The 25,850-nt window shown below is 37.4% G+C and carries 26 protein-coding genes; 8 read left to right on the top strand and 18 right to left on the bottom strand.

What is annotated here, in order from left to right; genetic code table 11:
* Positions 1–16 precede the first annotated feature (16 nt).
* Genes QUD79_RS10515 through QUD79_RS10505 form a run of 3 tightly spaced genes read right to left on the bottom strand, consistent with a single transcriptional unit; the run spans position 17 to position 3,134 of the window.
* On the bottom strand, positions 17–1,501 hold the full coding sequence (locus tag QUD79_RS10515; protein ID WP_184425432.1) for a sensor histidine kinase: 1,485 nt from the start codon (positions 1,499–1,501) through the stop codon (positions 17–19).
* Positions 1,502–1,531: 30 nt separating this feature from the next.
* A complete protein-coding gene (locus QUD79_RS10510; protein WP_184425434.1) occupies positions 1,532–1,762 on the bottom strand; it encodes an ATP-binding protein in 231 nt (76 codons plus the stop codon).
* A 34-nt stretch (positions 1,763–1,796) separates the two neighbouring features.
* Positions 1,797–3,134 carry a sigma-54-dependent transcriptional regulator gene (locus tag QUD79_RS10505; RefSeq protein WP_184425436.1) on the bottom strand — a complete coding sequence of 446 codons (1,338 nt, stop codon included), beginning with the start codon at positions 3,132–3,134 and terminating at the stop codon, positions 1,797–1,799.
* Between the two features lie 118 nt (positions 3,135–3,252).
* On the opposite strand from QUD79_RS10505, the gene QUD79_RS10500 reads away from it, so the two are divergent.
* Positions 3,253–3,399 (top strand): hypothetical protein, encoded by a 147-nt coding sequence (locus QUD79_RS10500; protein ID WP_184425438.1) that lies wholly within the window; start codon positions 3,253–3,255, stop codon positions 3,397–3,399.
* Positions 3,400–3,757: 358 nt separating this feature from the next.
* Here QUD79_RS10500 and QUD79_RS10495 read toward each other — a convergent pair whose 3' ends face one another.
* A complete protein-coding gene (locus QUD79_RS10495; protein ID WP_184425440.1) occupies positions 3,758–3,895 on the bottom strand; it encodes an entericidin A/B family lipoprotein in 138 nt (45 codons plus the stop codon).
* Between the two features lie 429 nt (positions 3,896–4,324).
* Between QUD79_RS10495 and QUD79_RS10490 the strand changes: the two genes are divergently transcribed.
* Both QUD79_RS10490 and QUD79_RS10485 read left to right on the top strand, forming a co-directional pair.
* A complete protein-coding gene (locus QUD79_RS10490) occupies positions 4,325–5,959 on the top strand; it encodes an ABC-F family ATPase (RefSeq protein WP_184425442.1) in 1,635 nt (544 codons plus the stop codon).
* Positions 5,960–6,024: 65 nt separating this feature from the next.
* Complete coding sequence (locus tag QUD79_RS10485) at positions 6,025–6,483, top strand: YehS family protein (protein WP_184425444.1); 459 nt, start codon at positions 6,025–6,027, stop codon at positions 6,481–6,483.
* Between the two features lie 59 nt (positions 6,484–6,542).
* Here the strand turns inward: QUD79_RS10485 and QUD79_RS10480 are convergent, their stop codons facing one another.
* Positions 6,543–7,796: a D-amino acid dehydrogenase gene (locus tag QUD79_RS10480; RefSeq protein ID WP_184425446.1), complete on the bottom strand. Its 1,254-nt coding sequence runs from the start codon at positions 7,794–7,796 to the stop codon at positions 6,543–6,545.
* Between the two features lie 110 nt (positions 7,797–7,906).
* Between QUD79_RS10480 and QUD79_RS10475 the strand changes: the two genes are divergently transcribed.
* Positions 7,907–8,812: a LysR substrate-binding domain-containing protein gene (locus QUD79_RS10475; protein WP_286288014.1), complete on the top strand. Its 906-nt coding sequence runs from the start codon at positions 7,907–7,909 to the stop codon at positions 8,810–8,812.
* 45 nt (positions 8,813–8,857) lie between these two features.
* On the opposite strand, the gene lysA is transcribed toward QUD79_RS10475, so the two are convergent.
* Positions 8,858–10,129, bottom strand: a complete 1,272-nt coding sequence (gene lysA, locus QUD79_RS10470) for a diaminopimelate decarboxylase (RefSeq protein ID WP_184425448.1) — start codon at positions 10,127–10,129, stop codon at positions 8,858–8,860.
* 268 nt (positions 10,130–10,397) lie between these two features.
* Here lysA and QUD79_RS10465 point away from each other — a divergent pair, with 268 nt between their 5' ends.
* Entirely contained in the window at positions 10,398–10,544 is a 147-nt protein-coding gene (locus QUD79_RS10465; protein ID WP_184425450.1) for a hypothetical protein, read from the top strand.
* A gap of 145 nt (positions 10,545–10,689) precedes the next feature.
* Here the strand turns inward: QUD79_RS10465 and QUD79_RS10460 are convergent, their stop codons facing one another.
* The 6 genes from QUD79_RS10460 to QUD79_RS10435 form a co-directional block, all read right to left on the bottom strand.
* Positions 10,690–11,418: a sulfite exporter TauE/SafE family protein gene (locus QUD79_RS10460; RefSeq protein ID WP_184425452.1), complete on the bottom strand. Its 729-nt coding sequence runs from the start codon at positions 11,416–11,418 to the stop codon at positions 10,690–10,692.
* A 9-nt stretch (positions 11,419–11,427) separates the two neighbouring features.
* Positions 11,428–12,120, bottom strand: coding sequence for a pirin family protein (locus QUD79_RS10455; RefSeq protein ID WP_184425454.1), 693 nt, complete (start codon positions 12,118–12,120; stop codon positions 11,428–11,430).
* 113 nt (positions 12,121–12,233) lie between these two features.
* Positions 12,234–13,115 (bottom strand): LysR family transcriptional regulator, encoded by an 882-nt coding sequence (locus tag QUD79_RS10450; RefSeq protein WP_184425456.1) that lies wholly within the window; start codon positions 13,113–13,115, stop codon positions 12,234–12,236.
* Positions 13,108–14,988 carry a monovalent cation:proton antiporter-2 (CPA2) family protein gene (locus QUD79_RS10445; protein WP_184425458.1) on the bottom strand — a complete coding sequence of 627 codons (1,881 nt, stop codon included), beginning with the start codon at positions 14,986–14,988 and terminating at the stop codon, positions 13,108–13,110. The genes QUD79_RS10450 and QUD79_RS10445 overlap by 8 nt, the downstream gene beginning before the upstream one ends.
* Before the next feature lie 48 nt (positions 14,989–15,036).
* Positions 15,037–16,245, bottom strand: coding sequence for a bifunctional alpha/beta hydrolase/OsmC family protein (locus QUD79_RS10440; RefSeq protein ID WP_184425460.1), 1,209 nt, complete (start codon positions 16,243–16,245; stop codon positions 15,037–15,039).
* 51 nt (positions 16,246–16,296) lie between these two features.
* Positions 16,297–17,151 (bottom strand): pirin family protein, encoded by an 855-nt coding sequence (locus QUD79_RS10435; RefSeq protein WP_184425462.1) that lies wholly within the window; start codon positions 17,149–17,151, stop codon positions 16,297–16,299.
* Positions 17,152–17,499: 348 nt separating this feature from the next.
* Here QUD79_RS10435 and QUD79_RS10430 point away from each other — a divergent pair, with 348 nt between their 5' ends.
* The 3 genes from QUD79_RS10430 (at position 17,500) to QUD79_RS10420 (ending at position 20,058) form a co-directional block, all read left to right on the top strand.
* On the top strand, positions 17,500–18,675 hold the full coding sequence (locus tag QUD79_RS10430; protein WP_184425464.1) for an esterase/lipase family protein: 1,176 nt from the start codon (positions 17,500–17,502) through the stop codon (positions 18,673–18,675).
* Positions 18,676–18,734: 59 nt separating this feature from the next.
* Positions 18,735–19,124 (top strand): hypothetical protein, encoded by a 390-nt coding sequence (locus tag QUD79_RS10425; protein ID WP_184425466.1) that lies wholly within the window; start codon positions 18,735–18,737, stop codon positions 19,122–19,124.
* 85 nt (positions 19,125–19,209) lie between these two features.
* Entirely contained in the window at positions 19,210–20,058 is an 849-nt protein-coding gene (locus tag QUD79_RS10420) for a TIGR04219 family outer membrane beta-barrel protein (RefSeq protein ID WP_184425468.1), read from the top strand.
* Between the two features lie 221 nt (positions 20,059–20,279).
* On the opposite strand, the gene QUD79_RS10415 is transcribed toward QUD79_RS10420, so the two are convergent.
* From QUD79_RS10415 to QUD79_RS10390, 6 genes are all read right to left on the bottom strand, one after another.
* Positions 20,280–20,573, bottom strand: coding sequence for a hypothetical protein (locus tag QUD79_RS10415; protein ID WP_184425470.1), 294 nt, complete (start codon positions 20,571–20,573; stop codon positions 20,280–20,282).
* Positions 20,574–21,300: 727 nt separating this feature from the next.
* On the bottom strand, positions 21,301–21,564 hold the full coding sequence (locus tag QUD79_RS10410) for a DUF3617 domain-containing protein (RefSeq protein WP_184425472.1): 264 nt from the start codon (positions 21,562–21,564) through the stop codon (positions 21,301–21,303).
* A gap of 486 nt (positions 21,565–22,050) precedes the next feature.
* Entirely contained in the window at positions 22,051–23,532 is a 1,482-nt protein-coding gene (gene tnpC, locus QUD79_RS10405; RefSeq protein ID WP_184426944.1) for an IS66 family transposase, read from the bottom strand.
* Positions 23,533–23,618: 86 nt separating this feature from the next.
* On the bottom strand, positions 23,619–23,969 hold the full coding sequence (gene tnpB, locus QUD79_RS10400) for an IS66 family insertion sequence element accessory protein TnpB (protein WP_286287996.1): 351 nt from the start codon (positions 23,967–23,969) through the stop codon (positions 23,619–23,621).
* On the bottom strand, positions 23,966–24,268 hold the full coding sequence (gene tnpA / locus QUD79_RS10395; RefSeq protein WP_184423956.1) for an IS66 family insertion sequence element accessory protein TnpA: 303 nt from the start codon (positions 24,266–24,268) through the stop codon (positions 23,966–23,968). The genes tnpB and tnpA overlap by 4 nt, the downstream gene beginning before the upstream one ends.
* 199 nt (positions 24,269–24,467) lie before the next feature.
* The gene (locus QUD79_RS10390) at positions 24,468–25,442 is read right to left on the bottom strand and encodes a transposase (protein WP_286287992.1); all 975 of its coding nucleotides are present in this window, start codon (positions 25,440–25,442) and stop codon (positions 24,468–24,470) included.
* Between the last annotated feature and the right edge of the window lie 408 nt (positions 25,443–25,850).

Raw genomic sequence — 25,850 nt, 5'->3', positions numbered from 1 at the left:
AAATTCCTTTAATTGGTTATTCTGCCATTGTAGTTGGTGCTGTATATTGGTGCGGTATACTAATGGTAAAAGTAGTGCCGTGATTCACCTGACTTTTAGCTGAAATGGTGCCGCCATGACGTTCAACAATACGCCGGCAAACGGCTAAGCCAATACCAGTTCCTTTATATGCTGTTCTTGCGTGCAAGCGTTGAAAGGGTACAAATATTTTATCTTCAAACTCTTGTTCAAAACCAATTCCGTTATCGGTTATGGTAATAACATGCCAAAGTGAATCAGTACTTAGTATAGGATCGTATGCCGATTCTTTTTGATAAGCGATAGTGATCTTAGGCGCAAGATCTTTTTGCCTAAACTTAATAGCATTACTTAGTAAGTTAAGTAATAACTGATTAAGTTGGCTAACGTCACCATTTATTTCAGGTAAATCTGGGTAGTTTATTACCGCAGCACTTTCTTCAATTGCTACTTCTAAGTCATCAATTACGTCGCTTACTACTTGATTAAGCGCAACAGGTATAAACTTGTTTCCTCGCGTATTAATTCTAGAATACTCTAATAAGTCATTAATTAGGTTCGACATTCGCTCTGCTGCACCACTCATGCGCTTAATAAAGTCGAGCCCGCGTTCATCAATTACATCATTGTAGCCAGTTGAAAGCCTATCACCAAAAGCTCTAATTTTACGTAAAGGTTCTTGTAAGTCATGAGAAGCGACAAAGGCAAAGTCTTCTAACTCTCTGTTGCTTCTTGCTAACTCTTCTGAATAAACTGTTAATTCTTTAGTGCGTAAACTTACTTTTTCAGCTAATTCTTCATTTTGAGTTTCAAGGGATTGTCGATAGAAAAGCTCTGTTTTGCTATTTATGCGAACCATTACACCAATGCCAACTAATAATAAAAAACTAGTGATAGCTGAAATACTAAAGGTAAACTTTGCTTCTCGTTCTATGTTTTCTAGTTTTTTGTATAAGTCGTTTCGGTGCAGTACCTCACTTGTTTTTATTTCATTAAAGAGGTTTTCCATTTTCTTATATAGCGTTCTGCCACGACCTGTCATTACTATTTTTAACGCGCGCTTTTCGTTGTCACTTAGTGCAAGATCAACAGTATCGCTAAGCTCTATCATTTTAATTTCTACTAAGTTTGATAGTTCAGCAATTTTTTCACCTTGAATTTCAAGGTCTGAGTTTAATGAATTAACTAGCTTTATTTGTTTGATTACTTGGCCAATGGCGTTTTGATAGGGCTGTAAGTAATCTTCTTTTTCTGTTAGCAGATAACCTCGCTGGCCGGTTTCGGCAGACAACACTAAATTATGCAATTTGTCTAAGCTAAGAATTATTTCGCCAGTATTAGTAATACCTTTTTGAGTTATTGATAAATCATCAATGGTTTTTAATGCTAAAACGATATTTATAACAATAACGCCAACAACAATAGAGAAGATTAATCCCCATGATACTTTATTGTTTTCTAATAGTTTTTCAATTCTAGTCATTATAAATTCGTTACTTTACGTCACATTAATTTAGCGTTTAGCTGCCTTTGAAAGTTGCTCAAGTGTTTGACTGCACTCTTGGCACGATGCAATAATTTTGGCTGCTGCCTCTAGTGCTTTGTCAACTGGCATATCGTTTTCAAGTACTAATTTAATCATTTCTGCCTGCATAGAAATTCTATTGAGTGGTCCACGGGCATCATGAATAAGTTGATTTAAATCAGCCTGTTCAGATTCTTCATTGTGCTGGTTATTATTCATTATTATTTCTCTTTGCTGGGGAGCTTACTTAGCCTCATTCTTCAAAGTCACCATAGGCATGCAAACGGTTATATAATGTTTTTATACTAATACCTAACATTTTAGCGGCAAGCGATTTGTTGCCTTCTACATCTTCGAGCGTTACTTTTATCAATTCACGCTCGACATCTTCAATAGTACGACCAGCGCTTAAGCTATGCTGATTTTCTGAGATAGAAGAGAAAGGCGAACGGAAGGTTTTTGGTAGTTCAATATGATTGCTATCAGGGTCGGCCATAATAAATGCGCGATGAATGGCATGGCGCATTTCTCTAATATTACCTGGCCAATCATATTCAGTTAAACGTTGAATTTGTGGGGCGGTCCATTGATAGTCTCTATTGTACTCATCGTTTAATTCCGCTAAAAAAGCTGCAGCTAAAAGGGGAATGTCATCTTTTCGCTTGCGTAAAGGGGGAATGCTAATAGGAAAAACAGCTAACCTAAAATAAATATCTTCTCTTAACACTTTGCTTTGTGCTATTTCTTCAATAGAACGATTAGTTGCTGAAATAACCCGGCAATTTACATCAATCTCTTTTGTTCCTCCTATTGGCGTTACTTTATTACTTTCTAGTACGCGTAATAAATTGGGCTGCATATCTATTGGCATTTCAGTAATTTCATCTAGAAACAAGGTGCCATTGCCGGCACGTAGAAATACACCGTCTTTTTTAGCTATTGCACCAGTAAAAGCGCCTTTTTCGTGTCCAAAGAGTTCGCTACCAATTAAATCTTTTGCCATTGCGCCACAGTTAGTTGCAACCAGCTCTTCACCCGTGTTGCTTGCGGTATGAATTGCTTGTGCGACCACTTCTTTACCTACACCACTTTCTCCTAACAACATAACGTTGGCTTTTGTTGATGCGATACGTGAGATCATGGTGTACATCTCTTGCATTGCTTCTGATTCGCCAATTAAACAATCGAAATGTTTTTTAGGGAGTGCTTTGTTGTTCTTTTTCGGCTGAGTTGCCTTTTTAGGTTGATGTGTTAGCGCTTGCTCTAAATCTTCACGCTGTAATGGCTTAGCGATGTAATCGACTTTAGGGCCGCATAACCCTGCAAGTAAGCCTTTTACTAATGGGTGACCAGTAATTAATGTAATATAAGGATCATGCTCAGACTTTTTAAGGTGGTCTATTAAATGTAAACCACTACCATCTGGCAGCATAAAGTCTAAAAAAATATGATCGAAGCTATTGTTTTCTAGCCACTCGTAGGCTTCTTTTAAACTATTTGCTGTGCAAATGTCATGACCTAAAAATTCAATAATATGGCAGGCGACTTCGGTAAACTCCGTATCGTCATCCACTAATAGTATTTTTAACACTTTTATCCCTCAAGTTGGTTTAATACCAATCTCACTAACTATGTGATCATTTGCTACTGGCTAAAACAGTCACTACTGCGTTATTTATTTTATAATTATCGCTACAAGGATGTAGCTTATGTGGGCAATGCTGAAGCATAATTGCCCTGAACAACTAGTTATGAAAATAAACGTCTTGTATTTGACTGTTTTCACTGCGTATAAAATAGATCACTTAATTAATGAAACTGGTATAACTCGTTTACAATTAACAATCGCCCTATAAATTTAGGTTCGCTTTATTAATTTGGTGTGTAAACTGATGACGATAGCTAATTAACAGTTCTCTTGTTTTAATTTTTAAGATCTTTATTACATTATGTGATTACGTTCAGTGTTGATAAATTAGCATATTGTACTAATTGAGTCTTTATACTTAACACGCCCTAGTTGTTTATGTGGGTTTAATGCAATTTATTCAAGCTTACTCATTAATTTAATTGTAAAAAGCATGTGTTCTTTCACAATTTAGTTTATCTCTAACTAAAATTGGTAACACAAGAATAAAAAACGAAGCCTATACATTAGCTTCGTTTAATAAAATAGTAGGTGGCTGTACTTAACGCTCAGCTCTATATTTTCCTTTATTGAGCGGCATCTTGCACTGACTCTCCAGCGTCTTCAATATCTTCACCTAGACCTTCCATTGTAGAACAAGCAGATACGGCTAAAGCGAATGTAAGAATAAAGGATAAGCCGATCATTTTTTTAAATAGTTTCATTTATACCTCCGTCATTGTGATTTTACTTAAGATGTAAATTGATACCAAACTCATTAACCCGATGAAGTTGACTTGCAATAATAAATAACGAGCCTGCTATGTTTCCGATATTAGTGAAGCAGATATTGTTCCAGTAAATTAAAAGTTTTTTATTTCAGTTAGTTAATTTAATTTTATTGATTGTCTAATCATAGATTTAATGTTTATTTCTGTAAAAATTTCACAGAAATAGTAATTTATACAAAGTGTATTTAATTGTTGTGATTAAAAAGCAGACAAAAAATATTATTAGGTAGGGCGGCTGAACATTATGCTGTATAATGCGCGACCTTATTATTTTGAGACTTTGGCTATTTAATTATTCAAGTAATACAAGCAGCCGTACTCAAAAGTTATTAGCATTAATTAGCAATACCAAGGAATACCTTTTTGATCACTACATCGAACATTACTATGCAGTTTGGCGCAGAGCCGTTATTTGAAAATATCTCGGCTAAATTTGGCAATGGCAACCGCTACGGATTAATTGGCGCCAATGGTTGTGGCAAGTCTACTTTTATGAAAATTCTCACAGGAGAGCTAACACCAAGTGCTGGTAATGTGTCTATTACTGCTGGGAACAAAGTAGGAACCTTGAGCCAAGACCAGTTCGCGTTTGAAAAGTATAGTGTTATTGATACCGTGATCATGGGCGATGTGGCCTTATGGAAGGTTAAGCAAGAAAGAGACAATATATACGCGCAAGCAGAAATGAGTGAAGCTGATGGAATGCGTGTTGGCGATCTTGAAAGCCAGTTTGCTGAAATGGACGGTTATAGTGCAGAAAGTCGTGCAGGTGAAATATTATTAGAAGCTGGTATTGAGGAGTCATTTCATTATGGCTTAATGGAGCAAGTAGCACCTGGTTGGAAGTTAAGAGTGTTAATTGCACAGGCATTATTTGCAAATCCCGATATTTTGTTACTAGATGAGCCAACCAACAACCTTGATATACACACTATTTCTTGGTTAGAAGGTGAATTGAATAAACGTAAATGCACCATGATCATCATTTCTCATGATCGCCATTTTCTGAACTCAGTGTGTACTCACATGGCAGATATTGACTATGGGGAGTTGCGTATTTACCCGGGAAATTATGAATTTTATTTAGCCCAGTCAGGTCTGATCCGTGAACAATTACTTGCCGGTAACGAGAAAAAAGCAGCTGAAATTGAAGAATTACAAGACTTTGTAAATCGCTTTGGAGCGAATGCTTCAAAAGCAAAGCAAGCCAGTTCACGTGCGAAAAAAATGGATAAAATTAAACTAGATGATGTTAAAGCCTCAAGCCGTATGACACCGAAGCTTTCGTTTAAGTCTGGAAAGAAAATGCACCGCCAAGCATTAGAGCTTGAAAACTTAAGCCATGGTTTTGAAGGCGACCTTTTATTTGAAAAAGGTGATTTATTATTAGAAGCAGGAGCAAAACTGGCAATTATTGGTGAGAATGGCGCGGGTAAAACCACATTCTTGCGATGTTTAACCGGTGAGCTAGCGCAATTAACCGGTGTCGTTAAATGGTCTGAAAATGCATCTATAGGTTATTGCCCTCAAGACAGTGGTCACTTTTTTGATAATGACTTAACGCTAATGGATTGGATGTCGCAATGGCGTAGACCTTGCCATAACGATTTAACCGTTCGCGGCATGCTAGGGCGATTATTATTTACAGAAGACGACGCCAATAAAAAAGCACGCAATTGTTCAGGAGGCGAGAAAAACAGACTCCTATTCGGTATGTTAATGATGCAAGATATCAATGTTTTAATTATGGATGAACCAACTAACCATATGGATATAGAAGCAATAGATGCCCTTAACAATGCACTTAAGGCGTTTGAAGGTACATTAATTTTTGTTAGCCATGATCGTGAGTTTGTATCAAGCCTAGCTACACGTATTATTGATATTAAAGATAATAAATTAGTCGACTTCCAAGGATCGTTAGATGAATATTTAGCTAATGAAGCGATTAAAAAAGACATAGCACAGAAAAAAAATGGTCAGAGAAAAGTGGCTTAATGTTAATTAAAGCTTGCTGACTTACGCATGACTTGCTTATGCACTGTTAATTGAAAAGGTTACCCATGATAAATAATGATATTCTTCGCAGGATCAGTACCATATTTGAATTTACTGATGAAAAAATGATTGCTGTGTTCGCATTGAATAATTTTGAGATTAGTGCAGAAAAGCTAGCCTGTTTTTTCAAAGAAAAAGATGATGCTAATTACACAGAGTTACTTGATGTAGAACTTGCTAGTTTTCTCAATGGCTTAATTGTTGATAAAAGAGGGGTAGGAGACGGGCCCCAACACCAAGCGGAGCAAGAGGTTAATAACAACCTTATTTTTAACAAACTTAAAATTGCGTTAGCATACAAAGCTGAAGATGTTATTGCTGTGTTAGCGTTAGCAGATCTGAATTTAAGTAAGCATGAATTAAGTGCGTTATTTAGAAATGTTAATCATAAACGTTATCGAGAATGTAACGATCAGACATTATCTGCCTTTCTAAAAGGTTTGAAAATTAAGTTGCACGCCTAAGCGCTTATTAAATAACAGTAAAAGCACCATTTTATGGTGCTTTTTATTTTTAACCGCGGCTACAAATAACGGAAGATGTCGAACCCTTCTGTATCTATATCGGGTGTTGTCTTTGATACGGCATCGGCGAGTAACTTACCTGAACCGCATGCCATGGTCCAGCCAAGTGTGCCATGTCCGGTATTAAGGAATAGGTTAGCTATTTTTGTTTTGCCGATCACAGGTGTACCGTCTGGTGTCATTGGACGTAAACCTGTCCAAAACTCAGCTTTACTTAAATCGCCTCCTTGAGGAAATAAGTCCTCAACTACCATAGAAATTGTTGATTTTCTCTTTTGAGAAAGCGCTAAATTCAGACCCGCTAATTCAGCAGTACCAGCAACCCGAATTCTGTCTTTAAATCGAGTAATGGCAACCTTATACGTTTCATCCATTACCGTTGAAACAGGAGAGTAGTCTTTGTTAGTAATAGGAAGCGTTAATGAATAGCCTTTGACAGGATATACCGGTAAATTAATGCCATGAGGTTTAACAAGCTTAACAGAGTAACTGCCCAAGGCTACAACATAAGCGTCTGCTTTAAGGGTTCCAATAGATGTGTTTACTCCAGTAATGGTGTCGTTATCACGCAATAAATGATTCACCTCTACGTTAAAGTTAAATTTAACCCCCGCCTTTTTTGCCATTTCGGTAAGTTGTTGACAAAACATAAAGCAATCACCCGTTTCGTCATCTGGCAAATGTAAGCCTGCAACAATTTTATCTTTAACAAGTGATAATCCAGGCTCTTTTTCTATGCATTCTTTAGTATTTAATAATGTAAAACGTGTACCACTTTCTTTAAGTAACGCCATATCTTTTTCAACGGCTTCAACTTGTGCTTGGTTTCTAAAGACTTGTAGTGTACCTCTTTGCTGTCCTTCATACTCTATAGATGTACTTTCTCTTAAATCAATTAGGCACTTACGGCTATAGTTTGCTATGCGTAACATTCTATTTTTATTGAGTTGGTAACGCTGTAAATTACAGTTTTTTATGAATTTAGTTGTCCATGCATAAAACTCAGGCGATAGGCTAGGTTGTACAACAAGCGGTGCGTGTTTTTGCATTAACCATTTAATCGCTTTAAACGGAATATCAGGTGCAGCCCATGGCGATGAATAGCCGTATGAAATTTGCCCTGCATTAGCAAAGCTGGTTTCTTCAGCACTTGTTGATTGTCGATCAACCACTGTCACTTGATGACCCGCTTTAGCTAAGTACCATGCAGATGTCAGCCCAATAACACCACTACCTAATACAATTACCTTCATAACTTAATCTAGCTCATTATAATTTATGCCGTCATATTGAAAGATAATATTGGATTAAACAATCGATAGTTATTAATATTAGCCTTTAGATATTTTAAAGGCTAAGTGTTGTGTCTATTGCAGGAAATACATTGTCAGGTTTATCGACCTTTAGCGTTGTGGCAAGTTGTGGCAGCTTTACCCAAGCAGCTAGCTATTTAAATATTACCACGGGGGCTGTTAGCCAACAAATTAGCTTGTTAGAAGAGCGTTTATCATTCAAATTATTTGAAAGACACTCAAGAGGGATAAGACTCACAAATTCCGGAAGTCAGCTGCTTAGAGTTGTTGAAAGCAGTTTTGATGATATTGTACAAACCATTGATAACATAAAGCGCAATCCTATCATAGGCGGAGAAATACGGTTAAAACTCACACCGTCATTTGCCTTTAAATGGTTAGTGCCACGCCTTCAAAATTTCTATAGCCTCTATCCTAATATTAGTATTCATACCTTTGCAGAAAGGGCATTAGTTGATCATCGAAATAGTAGTTTTGATTTAGCGATAGATTATGGGCAATCGCCTTATGTCTATGCCAACTCTCAATTATTACTCGCTGAGCAGTTAATACCTGTGATGAGTCCTAGCTATTATAAACGCTTTAATTGGCATGATAATTCTCAAGAAAATGTAAACAACATTTGGCAGAAAGTTACACTATTGCATGATGCTATGCCTTGGGAAGGAGCTGAAAAATATATTGAATGGCAGTATTGGTTTAACACTATGAATATAAAAACTGAATATAATAAAGGGCACTTTTTCAACCGCACTGATATGGCCATGGCAGCCGCAGAAGCAGGATTAGGTATTGCAATGGCACGCTATGCTTTAGTTGCTGAAGACTTCAAGCACAAGCGTTTAGTTTCACCATTTAAGCCGGTAGCAGCCAATGCAGGCTACTACCTAATAAAACATCATTCATCACCTAGCATTGAATGTTTTTCACAATGGCTGTTAACTCAGTCGAATTAACGCAGTCGAATTAACAGAGATGAGTTAGCGCAAACAGGTGAAATATTATTGCGATAGCCAATCAGGAATAGTTTCTTGTGCAATCAACTCTTCATAACTAAGGCGAGGCTTAATAACAGAGAATTGTGCGTCGTTCACCATAATCTCAGGTGCATTTAAGCGAGTATTATAGTGTGAAGACATGACACTGCCATAGGCGCCACAACTTAAAATGGTAATTAAGTCGTCTGTTTTTGCTGTGGGTAGCTCTCTATTTTTTGTAAATGTATCGCCAGTTTCACACACGGGGCCAACAACATCATACACTGACATTTCTTGCTCTGTATTATCAACAGGAAGAATTTGGTGATAGGCGTCGTACATACTCGGTCTGATCAGGTCGTTCATACCCGCATCAATAATTAAAAATTGGCGTTCATCACCTTTTTTAACATAAACAACACTTGAGACAAGCACGCCAGCATTGCCAACGATAGATCTGCCAGGTTCCATAATTATTTTACAGTTTAAGTGCCCTAAGCAGCTTTTAACTATAGAGGCATATTCGTTTTTATCAGGTTCTATTTCATTTTCACCATAGCCAATGCCTAAGCCACCACCAATATCGATAACAGATATGTCATGACCGTCCATCGTTAACATCGCAATAAAATCAGCTAGCTTAGCGAATGCTTCTCTAAATGGTTGAAGATCAGTAAGTTGAGAGCCAATATGAACATCAACCCCTTGAACTTTAATGCCGGGTAACGACGCCGCATATTGATAAACTTGTCTGGCATTAGTGATTGGAATACCAAATTTGTTCTCTGATTTACCCGTGGTGATCTTTGCATGAGTTTTAGCACAAACATTCGGGTTTATTCTAATTGATATTGCAGCTAATTTGTTGGTTTGGGTCGCTAATTGGCTTATTAATAGTAGTTCAGGCTCAGATTCTACGTTAAATTGAAAAATACCTTGGTCTAATGCAAAGGCTATTTCATCTTTGGTTTTAGCTACACCAGAAAAAACAATTTTACTTGCAGGTATACCTGCACTTAGTGCTCTTCTTATTTCACCACCCGATACTACATCTGCACCTGAACCTAGGTTAGCAAGAGTTTTTAAAATAGCTTGATTCGAGTTTGCTTTAACGGCGTAACATATCATTGTATCGAGTTGGTTAAAAGCTGTTGTATACGCTGTATAAGACGCTTTAATTGCCGAATGCGAATAGCAGTAAAAAGGAGTCTCCACCTGTTCAGCGATTGTATCAAGTGACACGTTTTCTATGTGCATTTTATTATTGATGTAAGAAATATAAGGCTTAACGTCCATGAATAAAAAATTCTGCAGTTATTTAGTTGTGGGAATAATGTATTTCTTTTTGAGGTGGTGATCAAGCAATACCGTGATATATTTATAGTGTTTAATAAATTAGTGGATAGTTAAAATAAAAAGAGTAGGTAAAATAACAAGCCGTTTACCTAACGTGGATCTATAAAAGCCCTTACTTGGGCTTTTATTTTATGAATGGTACGCATAGTCCGTAGACCGTTTCCAACATGCTCCTTAAAATAATACCCATTATTAATAGGAGCAAACTATGAAGCTAGAGCAAATTCAAGAATCTCAAGGCCTTACGCTTAATGGATATTACTATCAAATCCAAAACATTGATGAATACGCTGAAGAGATACATGTAATATGCACAGATAATCAGGGCATTATGAGTTCACACTTAATGAACTAAATGAAAGTTCAAACTTAAAGCTTGATTAGCCTAGAAAGATTTCTTTCTGACAGTAATGAAACTCAAAGCCTTATTGTACATAAAGAAAAGTGGTGCTGAATTGATACTAGCACCACTTTAAGTAAACGGCTTGGTAAAAGGGGGATTAGTTTATTAATAACCATACACCTAAAACGAGAAGCAAGTAGTTCATTATGTTTAAAAACAATTGCTTATCGATTGTGCTATTTATTTTTACACCTATCCAGTTACCAACCAGTGCTAGCGGCAGAAACATTAGTGCGGTAAGCGCTGTAGTGCTAGTTAATAATCCAAACGATACTGCACCAACAAGTTTAAATACATTCATTACTGCGAAAAATATACCTGCAGTAGCAACAAACTTACTTGGTTTTAATCCAATAGCGCTGAAATAGATAATAATAGGCGGCCCACCAGCATGAACTAAACTACTAGTTATGCCCGAAAACATCGACATCACTAATGCCCCTATTTTATTATTAATAAAGGTGATGGTGGTTTGTTTAAAAAGTAAGTTTTTTAGAGAGAAAACGATACAGATAACAGCAACTAATAATCTGAGGTGATCAGGGTTTATGCTCTCTATAATTAAGTATGCAGTCAGTACACCTATAGCTGCACCAGGAATAAGCGTAAATAATAGTTGTTTATCCCACTTTCGCCAAAAGCTTTTAACGGTTAACACATCACCAATAATTAATAATGGCAGCATTAGAGCAATCGCTTGAGTTGCGGGTAATTTTAACATTAAAAGGGGCACGGCAAATACACCTAGTGCCCCAGCAAATGCTGACTTTGATATACCAATTAGCACTACAACCAGTGCTATTAGTATAATGGTTACTGCATCCATTACGTTCTATTACATTGGCGGTAATTCAAACCACAATGCCTCAAGTGTATTTATTGTTTCAAGCTCAACCGTTTGTTTTGGGTCAATTGCAAAGGCATCGCCAGCTTCAAACGTAACACCGTCAACCTTTATTTTTCCTTTAACAAGGTGCAAATAGCCAATATGCTCAGCTGAATTAAGCTTGAACGTTTCTTTCTCATTTAACACTAAGCGAGATAAGCTAGCTTTTTGGTTTAATGATAACGTGCCATTTGCTCCAGTTTCAGTAACAAGCGGGGTTAATGGTCCTTTTTGTGGAATACTTTTTTGTTCATAACTTGGTTTTATCCCCATTTTGATGGGTTGTATCCAAATTTGAAAGAACTTTACTCGCTCTGTCTTCGATGGGTTAAATTCAGAGTGCATTACTCCACTTCCGGCGCTCATACGCTGTACGTCACCTGCAGGTACAACATGTTCATTACCTTCACTGTCTTCATGCTTTAATGCGCCTTCAGTAACATAAGAGATAATTTCCATGTCACGATGACCATGTGCACCAAAGCCTTGACCTGGCATAACCATATCATCGTTAATTACACGAAGGGCAGAAACGCCCATGTGTTTTTGATCGTAGTAATTACCAAAAGAAAAGCTATGTTTACTTTCTAACCAACCAAAATTTGCTGTGCCTCTATCTGCCGATCTTCTAATGTATTTCATCAGTACATTCCTTCCTCTAATTTCAATGAGGTTAGTTTAATGTTTACTTTAAACGATTAAAATTAGTAAGATTAGCGTTAATCATTCTTATAAAGAGAATGATTGTTCGGCGTTTAGTTGGGGCATTGATACCTTAATTCTCCAAGAAAGGTTTTGGCTGCGGGGCCAAGGCTATCTTTGTCTTTAAATATCAAATGTAGCTGCATTGAGCGCTTGCCATTATATTGCAGGGGTAATGGCTTGAGCTGACCTTTTTCAAGCTCATTTTTAATAGAGCTAATAGGTAACCACGCAAACCCCAGCCCATTGCAGATCATATCAATAGAGGTGCGTAAGTGGCTTACTGTCCACCGTTGATTCGCGCCTAGCCAACCAGCGTCACTTTTATTTTGCAGTGCAGAGTCTCTAACCACTACTTGCCTGTGGCTTTTTAAGTCTTCAGCAGACAACTCTCTATTTAAGGCATGCAATGCATGTTCAGGATTGGCAACCGCAATAAATTCAATGTCGCAGAGTTGTTCACTAAAACCATCGATTAATGCAACCGGAGAAATGGCAATATCAACATCGGCATTATTAATTAGTTCGCTAGCACCACTAAGTACCGACTCTATTAGCTCTATTTGCAACATAGGATATTGTGCAGACACACTATCTAATACTTTATAGAGCAGTAATTGCGGAAACATTTCATCTACAGCAATACGTAAGCTGCTTTCTGTACCTTGGCCTAGTGTTTGCCCAACTATTTCGAGCTTTGCGGCTTCATCAAGTAGAAAGTTTGCCCGCTTTAACATTAACTCGCCCGCTTCGGTTAAGATAGTTTTTCGACCTTCAATTTCAAAGAGCTTAACGTTTAACGAGCTTTCTATTTTACCAACGGCATTATGTATGCTCGACTGACTCTTATGTATGCTTTGAGAGGCTTGATTAAAACCACCGTATTGGACAACAGAACGAAACATTCGCCACTGCTCTAACGTTACTCTAAGCATCAGCTATGCCTTTACTAGTGCTAATATACTCGGCTGGGGTTTTTAACTCGTTTTTCTCAGTGCAAGTATTTAGGTCTTTTTGTGCTTGAGCATCGCCTTCTAATACTTGTTTTAAGTCTTCCAAACGCTGTTTTACTGCAATGCCGTAGCTGTGATCATCACCCCATAAATGCGCAAGTATTTTCAGGGATTCTTCATCGTGATCAGCAAATAACTTTCCAGCGCGCTCGGCATCGTTACGGTTATTACCTAATAAAGTGAGCGCTTCAACACCTAAGTTAAGGGCAGAGTCGAAAGTTTCACGTTTAAAGGTTGTGATACCAAGATGTAAAAGTTCATAAGCATGGCGACGGTCAATGGCACGTGCCACAACTTTTATATGCGGATAATGCTTTTTGGCAAGTTCAGCAACTTGTAATATTTTGTCTGGATCGTCTATTGCAATTACCAGCAATTGCGCATCATTAGCGCCAGCTGCGGCTAAAAGATCTCTGTTTGCTGCATCGCCATAGAATACTTTATTGCCAAAACGACGCACTAAATCAATTTGGCCGGGACTATGGTCAAGAATCGATAAATGATAGCCTTGCGCAGTTAAAAGGCGGCCAATAATTTGGCCAAACCGCCCATAACCCGCAATAATAACATTTTTTGTTGGTTCCATTTGATCTACAGAGTCGTATGCTTTGGAAGTGTTTACATCTTTATTTAAAAACGTGTCGTAAATAATCAGTAATAACGGTGCCATCAGCATTGAAATAGCGACAACTAAGGTCGTTAGTTTACTTTGTTCTAATGTTAAAATTTGTAATGTTGACGTTAGCGATAACAGTACAAAGGCAAATTCCCCACCTTGCGCTAAAGCTAGAGTGAATAACAGTTTCTGCTTACTTCTGATCTTAAAAACTACCGCTAAAAGGTAAAGTACTACTGCTTTAACTACAATTAAGCCAACGACTAATGAAATAACAAGCAGTAGGTTTTCGAGTAATAGCGGGAAATCAATTGAGGCGCCAACAGTAATAAAAAACAACCCAAGTAATAGGCCTTTAAAGGGTTCTATATCAACTTCAAGTTCATGTCTAAATTCGTTATCTGCTAATACTACGCCAGCTAAAAATGTACCTAAAGCAGGAGATAACCCTATTTTTTGCATAATTACGGCAATAGCAATAACTAAAAATAAAGCAAATACGGTAAATAACTCTCTAAGGCGTGTTTCGGCAATATATCTAAATACCGGTGCTGAAACATAACGGCCTGCAAATATAATTGCAGCGATAACCATAAGCGATATTAGCACTTGACCATAGACTGGATAATGCTCAATGAGATTAGCCTGATCAGACATTACGCTAATAGTATCGCTAAAGGCTAATAAAGGTAACAAGGCTAAAATAGGTATTACTGCAATGTCTTGAAAAAGTAATACCGAAAATGCGTTTTGACCTGCTTCTTGTTTTATCCAACCCTTTTCGGTCAGTGTTTGTAGCACAATCGCGGTTGAAGAAAGCGACAACATTAGGCCTATGGCTAATGCTGTTTCCCACCGTAACGATAATAAATAATAGCCAATGACAAAAAATAGCAAGCTAGTTAACACAACTTGTAGCCCACCAAGGCCGATAATAGAGTTTTTCAGTTTCCATAATCGAGAGGGTTGTAGCTCTAGCCCAACAAGAAATAGCATCATAACTACACCAAACTCGGCAAAGTGCATTACCGCTGTCTGGTCACCTACAAATGCTAATGCAAATGGTCCTATTAATATGCCAGCGAGTAAATAACCCAAAACTGAACCTAAACCTAATCGTTTGGCTATTGGCACAGCAATAATAGCCGCTGCTAAATATATCAATGCAATTTCAAGCATTTAAACCTCATGTTTTTATTATTTAGTGTTACTGTTTTCTTGTTTTAATTATTCGATAGTTTTTTTAACAACTAACTTACTGTGTAAGGTTTTGTTCACAGGGCATCGGTCTGCAATGGCTAAAAACCTTTGACGCTGTTCGTCTGTAACATCGCCAACAATTGTTATTTTGCAATTTATTAGCTCGACTTGGGTGTCTTTTTCGTCACAATCTTTGCAATCTTGATGATAATTTCTGTTGTGACTTAACGTTGCGCTAATATCGTCGACAGCTATTTTTTTGTGCTTGGCATACATACGTAATGTCATAACGGTACAAGCGCCTAACGCCGCTAATAAATGTTCATAGGGATCAGGGCCAAGGTTTTGTCCGCCGACAGCCGTTGGTTCATCGGCTAACCAATGATGACTGTCACTGACTACGTCGAGAGTAAAGTTATGATCTTTTTCTGAAACAACGACATTACCTTTAGTCGCGAGAGTCGCTAAGGTTGCTTCATCTGTTTCGTATTCAATGTACTTATCAGCCCAGCTGCTAATAACTGCAGCGGCATATTCGGCATCTGCTTTATTAGATAAGAAGTGATCGGCTTTATCGAGCGATATAAAACTTTTTGGATGCTTAACACTCGTGTAAATTTTTTCTGCTTCATTGATTGAAACTACGGTATCAATGGGGCTATGCAATACTAATAGTGATTTACCATGCAGATCGAATTTTTGCTGACTATTTTCATTAAGATCATCAATAAACTGTTTTTGGATGGAAAACTCTTTTAAACCAAGTGTTACCTTAGCCTCGCCATCGCGTTTAATATCTTCTAAGCTCGCTTCAAAGTTGTGTATAACGTGCTCTGCCTTTGCTGGGGCAGCAATTGAGACAACAGCCTTAACTGACTCAATACTGTTTGCTACTGCAAGTACAGCAGCGCCCCCTAAACTATGACCAATCAGTAATTGTGGCGCTAAATAATGTTCAGTTAAATAAGCTGCCGCGGCTCTTAAATCATCAAGGTTTGAAGTAAAATTGGTATTTGAAAAATCACCATCGCTGTTACCTAAGCCGGTAAAATCAAAACGCAGTACGGCAATACCTTTTTCTACTAAAGCGCGCGAAATTCTAGTTGCGGCAGCAATATCTTTTCCGCATGTAAAACAATGGGCAAACACTGCATAGGCTTTTACACTAGTTGCCGGCGACTCTAATAAACCAGAAAGACGCAAACCATTACTTGTAAACTCTATCTTTTTTCTCACAACATCACCTTTAACTTTTAATGAAATTATTGCAGTCACTCATAATTTTAATTATTTAAGTGGAATAAACTCTTTATCATCACCTGGTATGGTGGGAAAACGACCGTTTTGCCAATCACTTTTAGCCTGTTCAATGCGCTCTTTACTGAAAGAAACAAAGTTCCAGTGGATAAAAGGTACTTGTTCAAATTTTTCACCGCCAAACATAATAAAACGACCATCATTCGCTAGTGTAATTTCACTGTCACCAGGCGCTAATAAAATAAATTCGTTGGTGCCAAAGGTTTCACCATTAATAGTTACCTCACCGCAAATAGTATATATTGCCATTTCTTGCTCAGGGTTAGGGCGCTTAATAACACTACCTTTACTGGCAACAGCGTCTATATAAAACATAGGTGAATAGGTTTTTACAGGAGAGCTTAAACCGTAAGCTTCGCCGACGATTAATCTCATCATTATGCCTTCGTGGATAATTTGAGGTAATTCATTCTTTTTTGTATGCGTAAACGATGGCTCTAACTCAGCCATTGACTCAGGTAAAGCAACCCAACATTGAAGCCCACTAATTGAATGTGGGTTTGCACGTACTTCAAAACTTTCTCGCTCTGAATGAACAATGCCTTTTCCTGCGGTCATCCAATTTACATCGCCGGGGCAAATTTCTAAATTATTACCAAGAGAATCACGATGTAAAATACTGCCATCAAATAGGTAAGTTAATGTTGATAAGCCAATATGCGGGTGGGGTCTAACATTAATACCTTGCCCTGCCGGAAAATTATTAGGCCCCATTTGATCAAAAAATATAAAGGGGCCAACCATGCGTTTTTCTTGGTGTGGTAATACGCGTTTTACATTTAGCCCACCAATATCATGTTCTTTAGCTTTGAGTACTTTGGCCATACTAACTCCTACTTAATTTATTATTAATTTACAATTTATTAAATCAATCGTTCTTATTTAATTAACAAAAAACTCTTAAACGATGAAGTTTGTTCTTATTTATAGAGTGCTAGCACGTTAAAATAGTAATGCACACAAGGCTACGTCCTTATTTATAGAATAAATTGTTCTGTTTTAACAATAGAAGTGGGTGCTAAATAGGTTAGCTGATAATAAATAACCTGAGTTCGGGGTAATGGCTGTTCATATAAATAAGCTGTTTATTATGAATTTATGATTATCAAAGTAGTGATGATAAGCTATTACTACAACTAAATAATAGAAAACTGATTATTGATGAGGAAATTAATGCGCACAATTACGCTATTTTGTTTTTTGGCACTGCTAGCCAGTTGTTCGTCATCACGCTTTGTTGAATATCAAAACTCTAATGAAATTATCGGTAAAGGGGGGAATGTTCAGTTAGTTGATTTGGCTGCTTTTTCCACGCAAGAGGTTCATACATACTGTTTATCTTTGCCAAAACTTACAGATGTGGGATTAGGACAGCTTATCCACTGCACTAAAACGCTGCTGGGTCGTAATAACTTATCTAGCAATTTGCGTAATTATGCAATCTCTAATTACAACTATGCGATTTATCATTTATTAAAAAATGGCAACGACGGTGCAAGCTCTGAAGGCCGCGTAACATTAATACATAGTAACCTTAATCACTTTATCTTTAGCGAAGAAATGTTAGCTAAAGACCCTAGCTTACAGCCCAAGATTTTTGGTGAGCTTGGTATACCTGTTGTATTTAGTCGTGATAACCAACAGGTAGGTTTAGATAGGTATGCTCCGCTTGAAGGCGTGATGAAAGACGCTACGCTTATCGTAAGTGATATTAAAATACGAAAAAAACGCTTTGAAGTAATGCTTGATTTACAATTTTATAGTAACCATTCCAATCTGATGATCGGTACTAACCAATACCTATTACGACATTCGCCTGGGGCTGCATATTTGGCGTTAATTGAAAAGGCAGACATAGACGACTATAACTGGCTCGGTTTTGTTTCTCCCAAACAGGCTGAAAAGCGCAGGGGGGTTTTTGCAATAGGTGGGATCTTTAAAGATAAAATTCCGCTGATAATGATCCACGGTTTAAATTCTGATCCGTTAATCTGGCGACACTTAACAATGGCGATACTAAATGAACCTTCGTTAATGTCTCGCTATCAAATTTGGCATATATACTATCCTTCAGGGCCACCTCCTTTTTATACCGCCTCAAAAACTCGCGATAACTTACATAGCTTATTAACAGAAATTGGCAGTAATAATCTAAAAGAAGAAGCTGTAATAATAGGCCATAGTATGGGAGGGGTGATTGCTAAACTGTTAGCAGTTAAGACTGACTTTAGTTTATGGAACACTGCTTTTAATCAAAGCCCAGAACATTTATTAACCGAAAATGATGTTAGCTTAAAAAATATTTTTATTTTTGATCCCGTGTTTAATTTAAATACGGTTTTTTCTTAGATACACCGTTTAAAGGTTCAGCTGTTGCCAATTCAACCATTGGTTATATTGGCGCATTATTGGTTGCACTTCCTGGAGAGTTTACTCAATTATTTCAGTCTCTTATTAAACGTGCAGGTCCAGAAGTAATCACTAAGGCGATGCAACCTTTTTTATTGGATTACGGACCCAATAGTGTACAGGTGTTAAGACCAGGTCACCCGTTAATGGGAACACTGTATGACCTACCAATAGCGGGTAAAGCTTATGCTATTGTTGGCTCTAACGGAGAATTAAGCTGTGATACTTCATTAACTTGTTCAGCAATAACTGATGGTGTGGTCAGTTACGACTCGGCCAATTATCGCTATGCAAAGGAGTTTATTATTGCTCCCTCATCACATAACTCATTTCAAAGTCGAAAGGCGATAGACTTTATTATTGCTAAACTTAAAAATAACAGCATTTAGTGACTAAGCGATAGTTTGGTGTTAAAGAGTATAGTACAGTGATTATCATGTTCATTTATCAGTCGTATATAAGGATTATAACTAGATGATAAAAAAAGCTTTTACAGCAACTTTTGCTGTATTTTTAACGGCAAACGTACAAGCGGAAGCAGTTGGCTTATACCTAGGTGGCCAAGTGTGGCAAAGTGAGGCTAGTGGTGTTTTTGGCGAAATAAATGCGCTAAGAGACTTTGATTTAGCAAAAGAATATCAAAACAACTACTTTGTTGCCATTGAGCATCCATTTCCTTTACTCCCAAATATACGTATTTCAAGTACAAGCCTTGCTACTTTAGGACACATTCGTTCAATGCAAGAGTTTAGTAACGATAACGAAGTTTACTATGTAGATGTTCGTGTTGACTCTGATGTTGAGGCCAATTTTAATGTTAGTTATATCGACTACACGCTTTATTATCAGGTTTTTGATAATGGCTTGTTTTCAGTTGATTTAGGGTTAAGTGCTAGAGACTTTAACGGTAGCGTTACTGTAACTGAGACAACAAATACTACGACTACAACGGCTGATAAAATTTGGGATGAGGAAGAACACGACGGACATGATCATCCTCCTATTACTGAAACAACAACTACAGTTGAAGCAAATAATAAAAAGACCAATGATATTGAGCCAATGTTGTATGTTGCCTCTAGTATCAGCTTACCTTTAACCGGAGTAAGTGTTTTTGCCCAAGGTGACTTTTCATTAATAAATGACCATTCACTTTATGATTATCAATTAGGGCTAAGTTACGATTTAATTAATAATGTTATGGTAGATTTTAATCTAACCTTAGGTTACCGCGCAGTAAAAATGGAATTTCAAGATGTAAACAGCTTATATACTGATCTTGAATTTAAAGGGGCTTTTGTTGGCGTAATTGCACACTTTTAAAGGCCGCAACCTTGTTATACCAAGTGAAATAACTATTTGACCAATTCAGAGTATCGTTAGAGAAGTTAGAACAAAGCAAATTGATGCAGGTGTAGTATTCTCCATCGAATCAATTTGTAACGTTAAAATTACTCTTACTATATAAGTAGCGCTTCGGGCTTATCCAACACCTGAATAAGGTGTCGGCTACGCGACACCTATTCTTATTTGTTATAAGTAATTTACTCAGGCTTGGCTCTACTAGTTATTAGAGTTATTAAAGCCGCAATCAAAAGCCAAAAAATAATGATTATTGCATAAGCTAATGCTGTTTGCGGTAATGCACCAAACTCTTCTATTTTAAAGTGAGTACTGCCTATAGCCTTTGCAATGCCAGTCCACAAAACAGGTATATTAACCCAGAATAATAATGGTAAAAATAAAAGACCAACTTTTGTGACTGCGAGTATTGGCGGTAAATTTAAAATAAAAGATAACAACAAAAAACGTTTAATTGAGAAACTTCGTAAATTCATCCATGACTCCAATACTTTGGTTACTTATAGACATAATGACTCCCCACGAGGTTAGCCTCCATATCGTGGGTTAACTTAAAAAATTAGAGCAATAATTAATTTGTTAAATAACTAAAGCGGAGGCTAGCATTAATAACTTTACCATAATTTTTATCAGATTAGATACACATAAAACATTTACCCAACTCACTGCTTTGAAAGACGAAAGTGAAGCTAAACCTGAATTATAAGCACGAATAAGTCAGCCTTTATTAAATTCGCAATAAAATATAATAAATGAGAAATATAAGCGACTGTCCTAGTTATTTTAATATATTTAACTGGTTTTAACGGTATCTTCTAAATAGATGTACTGATAAAACAAGTAAAATATAAAACTCAAAATTGGAATAATAATAAACAGTATTAACCAAATAATTCTCTTAGAGTTTTCTTTAACGCGTTTCTTCATAATAAAAAACGGTAATACTACTATCAACAGTATTGCGAAAATTTGTCCTAAAATAAACATTGCATTGCTACCTTATACAATTTTACAAGTTAATACAGTACGCTCGGGCGTAGAATCAGTTGTTGGGTATACTTTAGTTGTACGCAGAATAACTAGGACACTCGCTTATAAGTTATTTACAACAAAGCCTGCATGCAAGCGAATAAACGCTTAAAATAAACTCAATAAATATAAGCGACTGTCCTAGTTATTTTTTTTGAGTGACTTGTTAGGCATTTAGTCACAAGCTCCAATGTATTTCCCACTACCAACTATCTTCATTTTCATACTGAAGCTTTCGTCTGAGGTTGTGCTTTCAACTAACGAAGTTAATGTTTTACCATTTAAATTCATTTCACCGACTGTTTTAGATACTCCACCAGCTTCAGTATCAGTGCATACACTTTCAAATAATAGCTTGTTAGAGCTTATACGTTTGATATTTACTTTACATTCTTCTACGTCATCAGGCTCAGAATCAAACATCGCAGAAAATGACAAGGACACTCGCTTATAATTTACCTACAACAAAGGGAGCATGCAAACTAAATAACAACTCGAATTAAACTAAAAATACACTCAATAATTAAGAAGTCGGCTTCGCGACACCTATTCAAAAAATTAACAAGGACACTCGCTTATCAATTACCTACAACAAAGCCAGCATGCAAGCTAATAAACAGCTTAAAATAAACTCAATGATTAAGAATATAAACTTAATTTGAAAAACATTGGCCAAAGTTGGTAAGCGTCGGTTAAACCACACCTAAATTTTTTATTCAGCATTATTTGCAATATTTCATCCTTATTCTAGACTTAAAAAGTTGGTAACAACAGCAAGCTGGATGCTTGTTTAGGGATGCTTTACGGATGAGGTGATGTAGCGAGGATTGCTATGAGGGATGAAGTAAACAGGGAGTGTTGATCACGGATGATTACCTCTGTTTTACCTTTCGTTTTTATTTCTGCATTATCATTTTCTACTGACTAACGCTTGATGTTCCACGGCAATATTGCGTCAATATCAGGGTGTGGTTTACATAACTCTTCAAGACATTGCTTGACATAATCAAATGGAACTAAGCCATTAGCTTTAGCGGTTTCGATAATACTATACAGTGCAGCACTCGCATCGGCACCGTTAGCGGTTTGGCTAAACAACCAATTTTTACGTCCGATAACGAAGGACTTTATTGCCCGCTCTGCACGATTATTGTCGATGCTCAAGCGACCGTCTTCGAGGTAACCCACCAATTTTGGCCACTGATTACTCAGATACGTGATAGCTTCACCTAATTTGTTTTTGGGCAACACATTTTGTTGAGTAAACCAACCGTGTAATTTATCTAGTATCGGTTTGGCTTGAGTTTGGCGAGCCTCGTAAGTCTCTTCTGGAGTTGTATTTTTAAAACGCGATTCAATACCGTACAATTTTTGAATATAACTTAGCGCCACATCAGCTTTACCACTTTTTCCTTTGGGTTGTGCTTGTTTGGCTTCAATGAATTTACGCCGCGCATGTGCCCAACAACCCACTAAGGTTGCTTGGGTTTGATGATAGGCTTGATAACCATCAACTTGAAGGTAGCCCGAATAGCCGTCGAGATAATCAACCACGCAGCGACCTGCACGGCTATCATGATAATCGTATAAGATAATATTTGGGATTGAACTAGTGGGCATGGGGGAATCCGTGCCCGTGCAATACAACCACATGTAACTTTTTATTTTGTCAGACTTGATGACATTGACCGTAGTCTCATCGGCATGTATCACTGCTTGTTTTCGTAATTCTTCCTTAAGCCGTTTGATGAGCGGGGGAAATAACGCTGCTGATTTGAGCATCCAATCACTCATTGTTTGGCGACTGAGCGCGATACCGTATTGTTTGAATAATGATTCTTGGCGATAAAGAGGCAAACCATATTGATATTTACTGGTAATGAGTTGACTCAGTAAACTTGCAGTAGCAATGCCTTTAGGGATAGGACTTACTGGCATCAACGCTTGTTTAATCGGGTTGCTAGTGCCTGTTTTTTCGCATTCACGACACGCGTATTTAGGGCGAACATGTTCAATAACTTTGACTTGTGCCGGGATGAAGTCTAGTTTTTCAGTGATGTCTTCACCGATTTTATGTAATTGAGCATGACAACAAACGCACACTTTCTCAGCGTCGCTAATATCATGCACCACCACTTCCCGTGGTAAGTCTTTCGGTAAGGGTTTACGCTTTGGTTTATTACGGCGATAGCTGATGTCTTGTTGCTCAGTTTCAGCAAGCACAGCGATTTCTTCCGCCTCGTTGAACAATTCCCCTTGACCTGCAAAGCCTTCACCACTTTTACCGAATTGTTTTTGCTGCGCTAGGCGAAACTGCTCTTCAAGGAACAGTAAACGTGCGTCTTTTTCTGCTAATAACCGCTCTAACTGAGCAATACGTTGGTGAAGTTTAGTCTTGGTATTCATGCAGTTATTTTACCAGAGTAAATGGTTAAGTTGTTGTTATTACCTAGACTATTTCGTGATCGATAACTGCTGCTTATGATCGCAGGTTATAAGGACAAATTATCGAGGCTCATCGCTTGATGGCCCACCACATCAAAGCCAGATAACAGCCAATGTAATTGCTGCTCGGTGAGCTCCATGGTCGATTCAGTTAACCTTGTTGGCCACTTAAATTTATCTCGCTCAAGGCGTTTATACCACAGCGCAAAACCCGTCTGATCCCAATACAAAATTTTTAATTTATCGCGACCTTTATTACAAAACACAAACAAAGCCCCAGAGAGCACGGGTAATTGCAGCTCACTATCGAGCAAAGCCGATAAACCATTAATGGATTTGCGAAAGTCGACAAACTGGCGGTGTAAATAGACATCTGGCACATCAACAAACATCTTCATGCGTGTAACGCTTTAATAAGTTCAGCTAACCATGTTGGCTCGCAATGATGAGGTAGCGTTAACCTTGTGTCACCAAAGACTATGTGTATTGTTGCATCGGCAGGTTGAGTTGTTACCTTTGTTGCTACCTTAGCTTTTACAAAACCCGATGTTTGATTGAGATGTTCAATTTTATGTCGGTATTTATAAAAATTTGACGTAGGTATCAGGTGTTGCCTACAAAAAGCAAGAATAGATAAGCCACTTTGGGCTTGTTGTTCAATAAGTTTCGTCCAATCATCTAACGTTCTTCGGGTCATGATATATCCTCAATAGTAAATTATTGAGGAGTTTATTTAGTTTGGCGATTATTGAAAAGGTGTGGTTTAACCGACGCTTACCAAAGTTGAGCAAAATTACAGTTAAAGTAGAAAAACACTGTTTTCTAAGCATAACTACTACATCAGGCTTGATGTGTTGGTGGGATTTAAGTGGTAGTACTAAAAGTTTTGCTTAATACTATGCTAACAATTTAGTACAACGGTTAACATTGGCTCGTCGTTTTAACCCTTTATGCTCACAATAGTCAGTTAATACATCGCTATGACCTACAGCACCATGAAAGAGCTTTCTAAAATCTTTACTTAACGTTAACCAGTTTTCAGGTTTTATATTTAGCCTTGTTAGTAGTGCTGGTTGGTGTTTATCAATATACCCTGTTTTGTCTTCTCGAATACAGCGCCCTGTTAGCTCAATGAGTTCAAGGTAGTCTTTAAGCTCAAACGGTAAGCCTTTTGGCATGGTTTGGCGTGGGTTGCCTATAAAAGGCAATAATAGTGTTGGCTGTGTCGCTTTTCTAGCTGATATTACGCGTTGTTTGACACTAGTATTCTCTGAGCTTTCTGGTGTTTTAGCTACATTGGCTCGCACCGGGTTTAAATCAACATAGGCCATACAAGCTGCAAGGGCGGCTTCATCAAGTAACGCTTGTGATTTAAAACGTCCTTCCCAAAAATGCCCTGTACAGTTATCTTCTTTGTTGGCTTTTGTGGCAATACTTTGGTTTAGTATGCGCATAAACCAACTAATATCCATTAAACGGCTGCGATATACCTCAACTGTTTCAAGCAATGAGGACATTAAATAGTCGGGAATTTCATCACCACAACAATATTGCTGTGTGAGTAGTGTGCCTTTGAATAATTGATGCCAGCGTTCAAGCACTTCTTTGGTTGACCAACCTTTAGCGGTGTCTTCATCAATAAACAGTACGGTATGCGTGTGGTTACTCATCACAGCGTAAGCGCATACATCAATAGCAAACACTTGAGTTAGGCTAAGTAGTTTTTCTTCTACCCAGCCTTTCCTGTGGTTAAAGTTCTGACCTGTATTTTTATCTTCACCACACAAAAAAGCACGGCGTACACAACGAGAAATACAATGATAATAAGGGGTGTCGGTTAAGCTAATTAACTGTTTTCTCGCTGTTGTCATAATACCATCCTTGAATTTTGATTAGATATTAACCTTAGTTCAGTGATTTGTATTATTCAAATATAAGCGACTGTCCTTGTTATTTTTTTATTTGTCCTGATTTATTTGCTTGTTATATGCAATTACTTATTACAAGCACAGGCCTTTTTACCATTTTTTTGAAACCACTCTTGGTAATTACCACTTGAACAGGTTCGCTTTACATTAGGACAACTTGCAGAATTGTGACTTATTTTAGTACTTGTGGTTTTTTCAAAAACTTTCCCAAAGATGACATTAGCGACTTGATGACTAGCAGGTTGAGATGAACAGCCTGATATAAGGATAATAATTAGTAGTGACAAATACTTCATGCGATCTCCATTTGCATATAACAGCTTTAACAAAAGGAATTTTTCTCGTCTATTA

Origin of the sequence: Thalassotalea piscium (genome assembly GCF_030295935.1) — a bacterium.
GTDB lineage: Bacteria > Pseudomonadota > Gammaproteobacteria > Enterobacterales > Alteromonadaceae > Thalassotalea_B > Thalassotalea_B piscium.
Note: the sequence above shows the minus strand (reverse complement) of the source record. Positions and strands in the feature narration are given on the sequence as shown.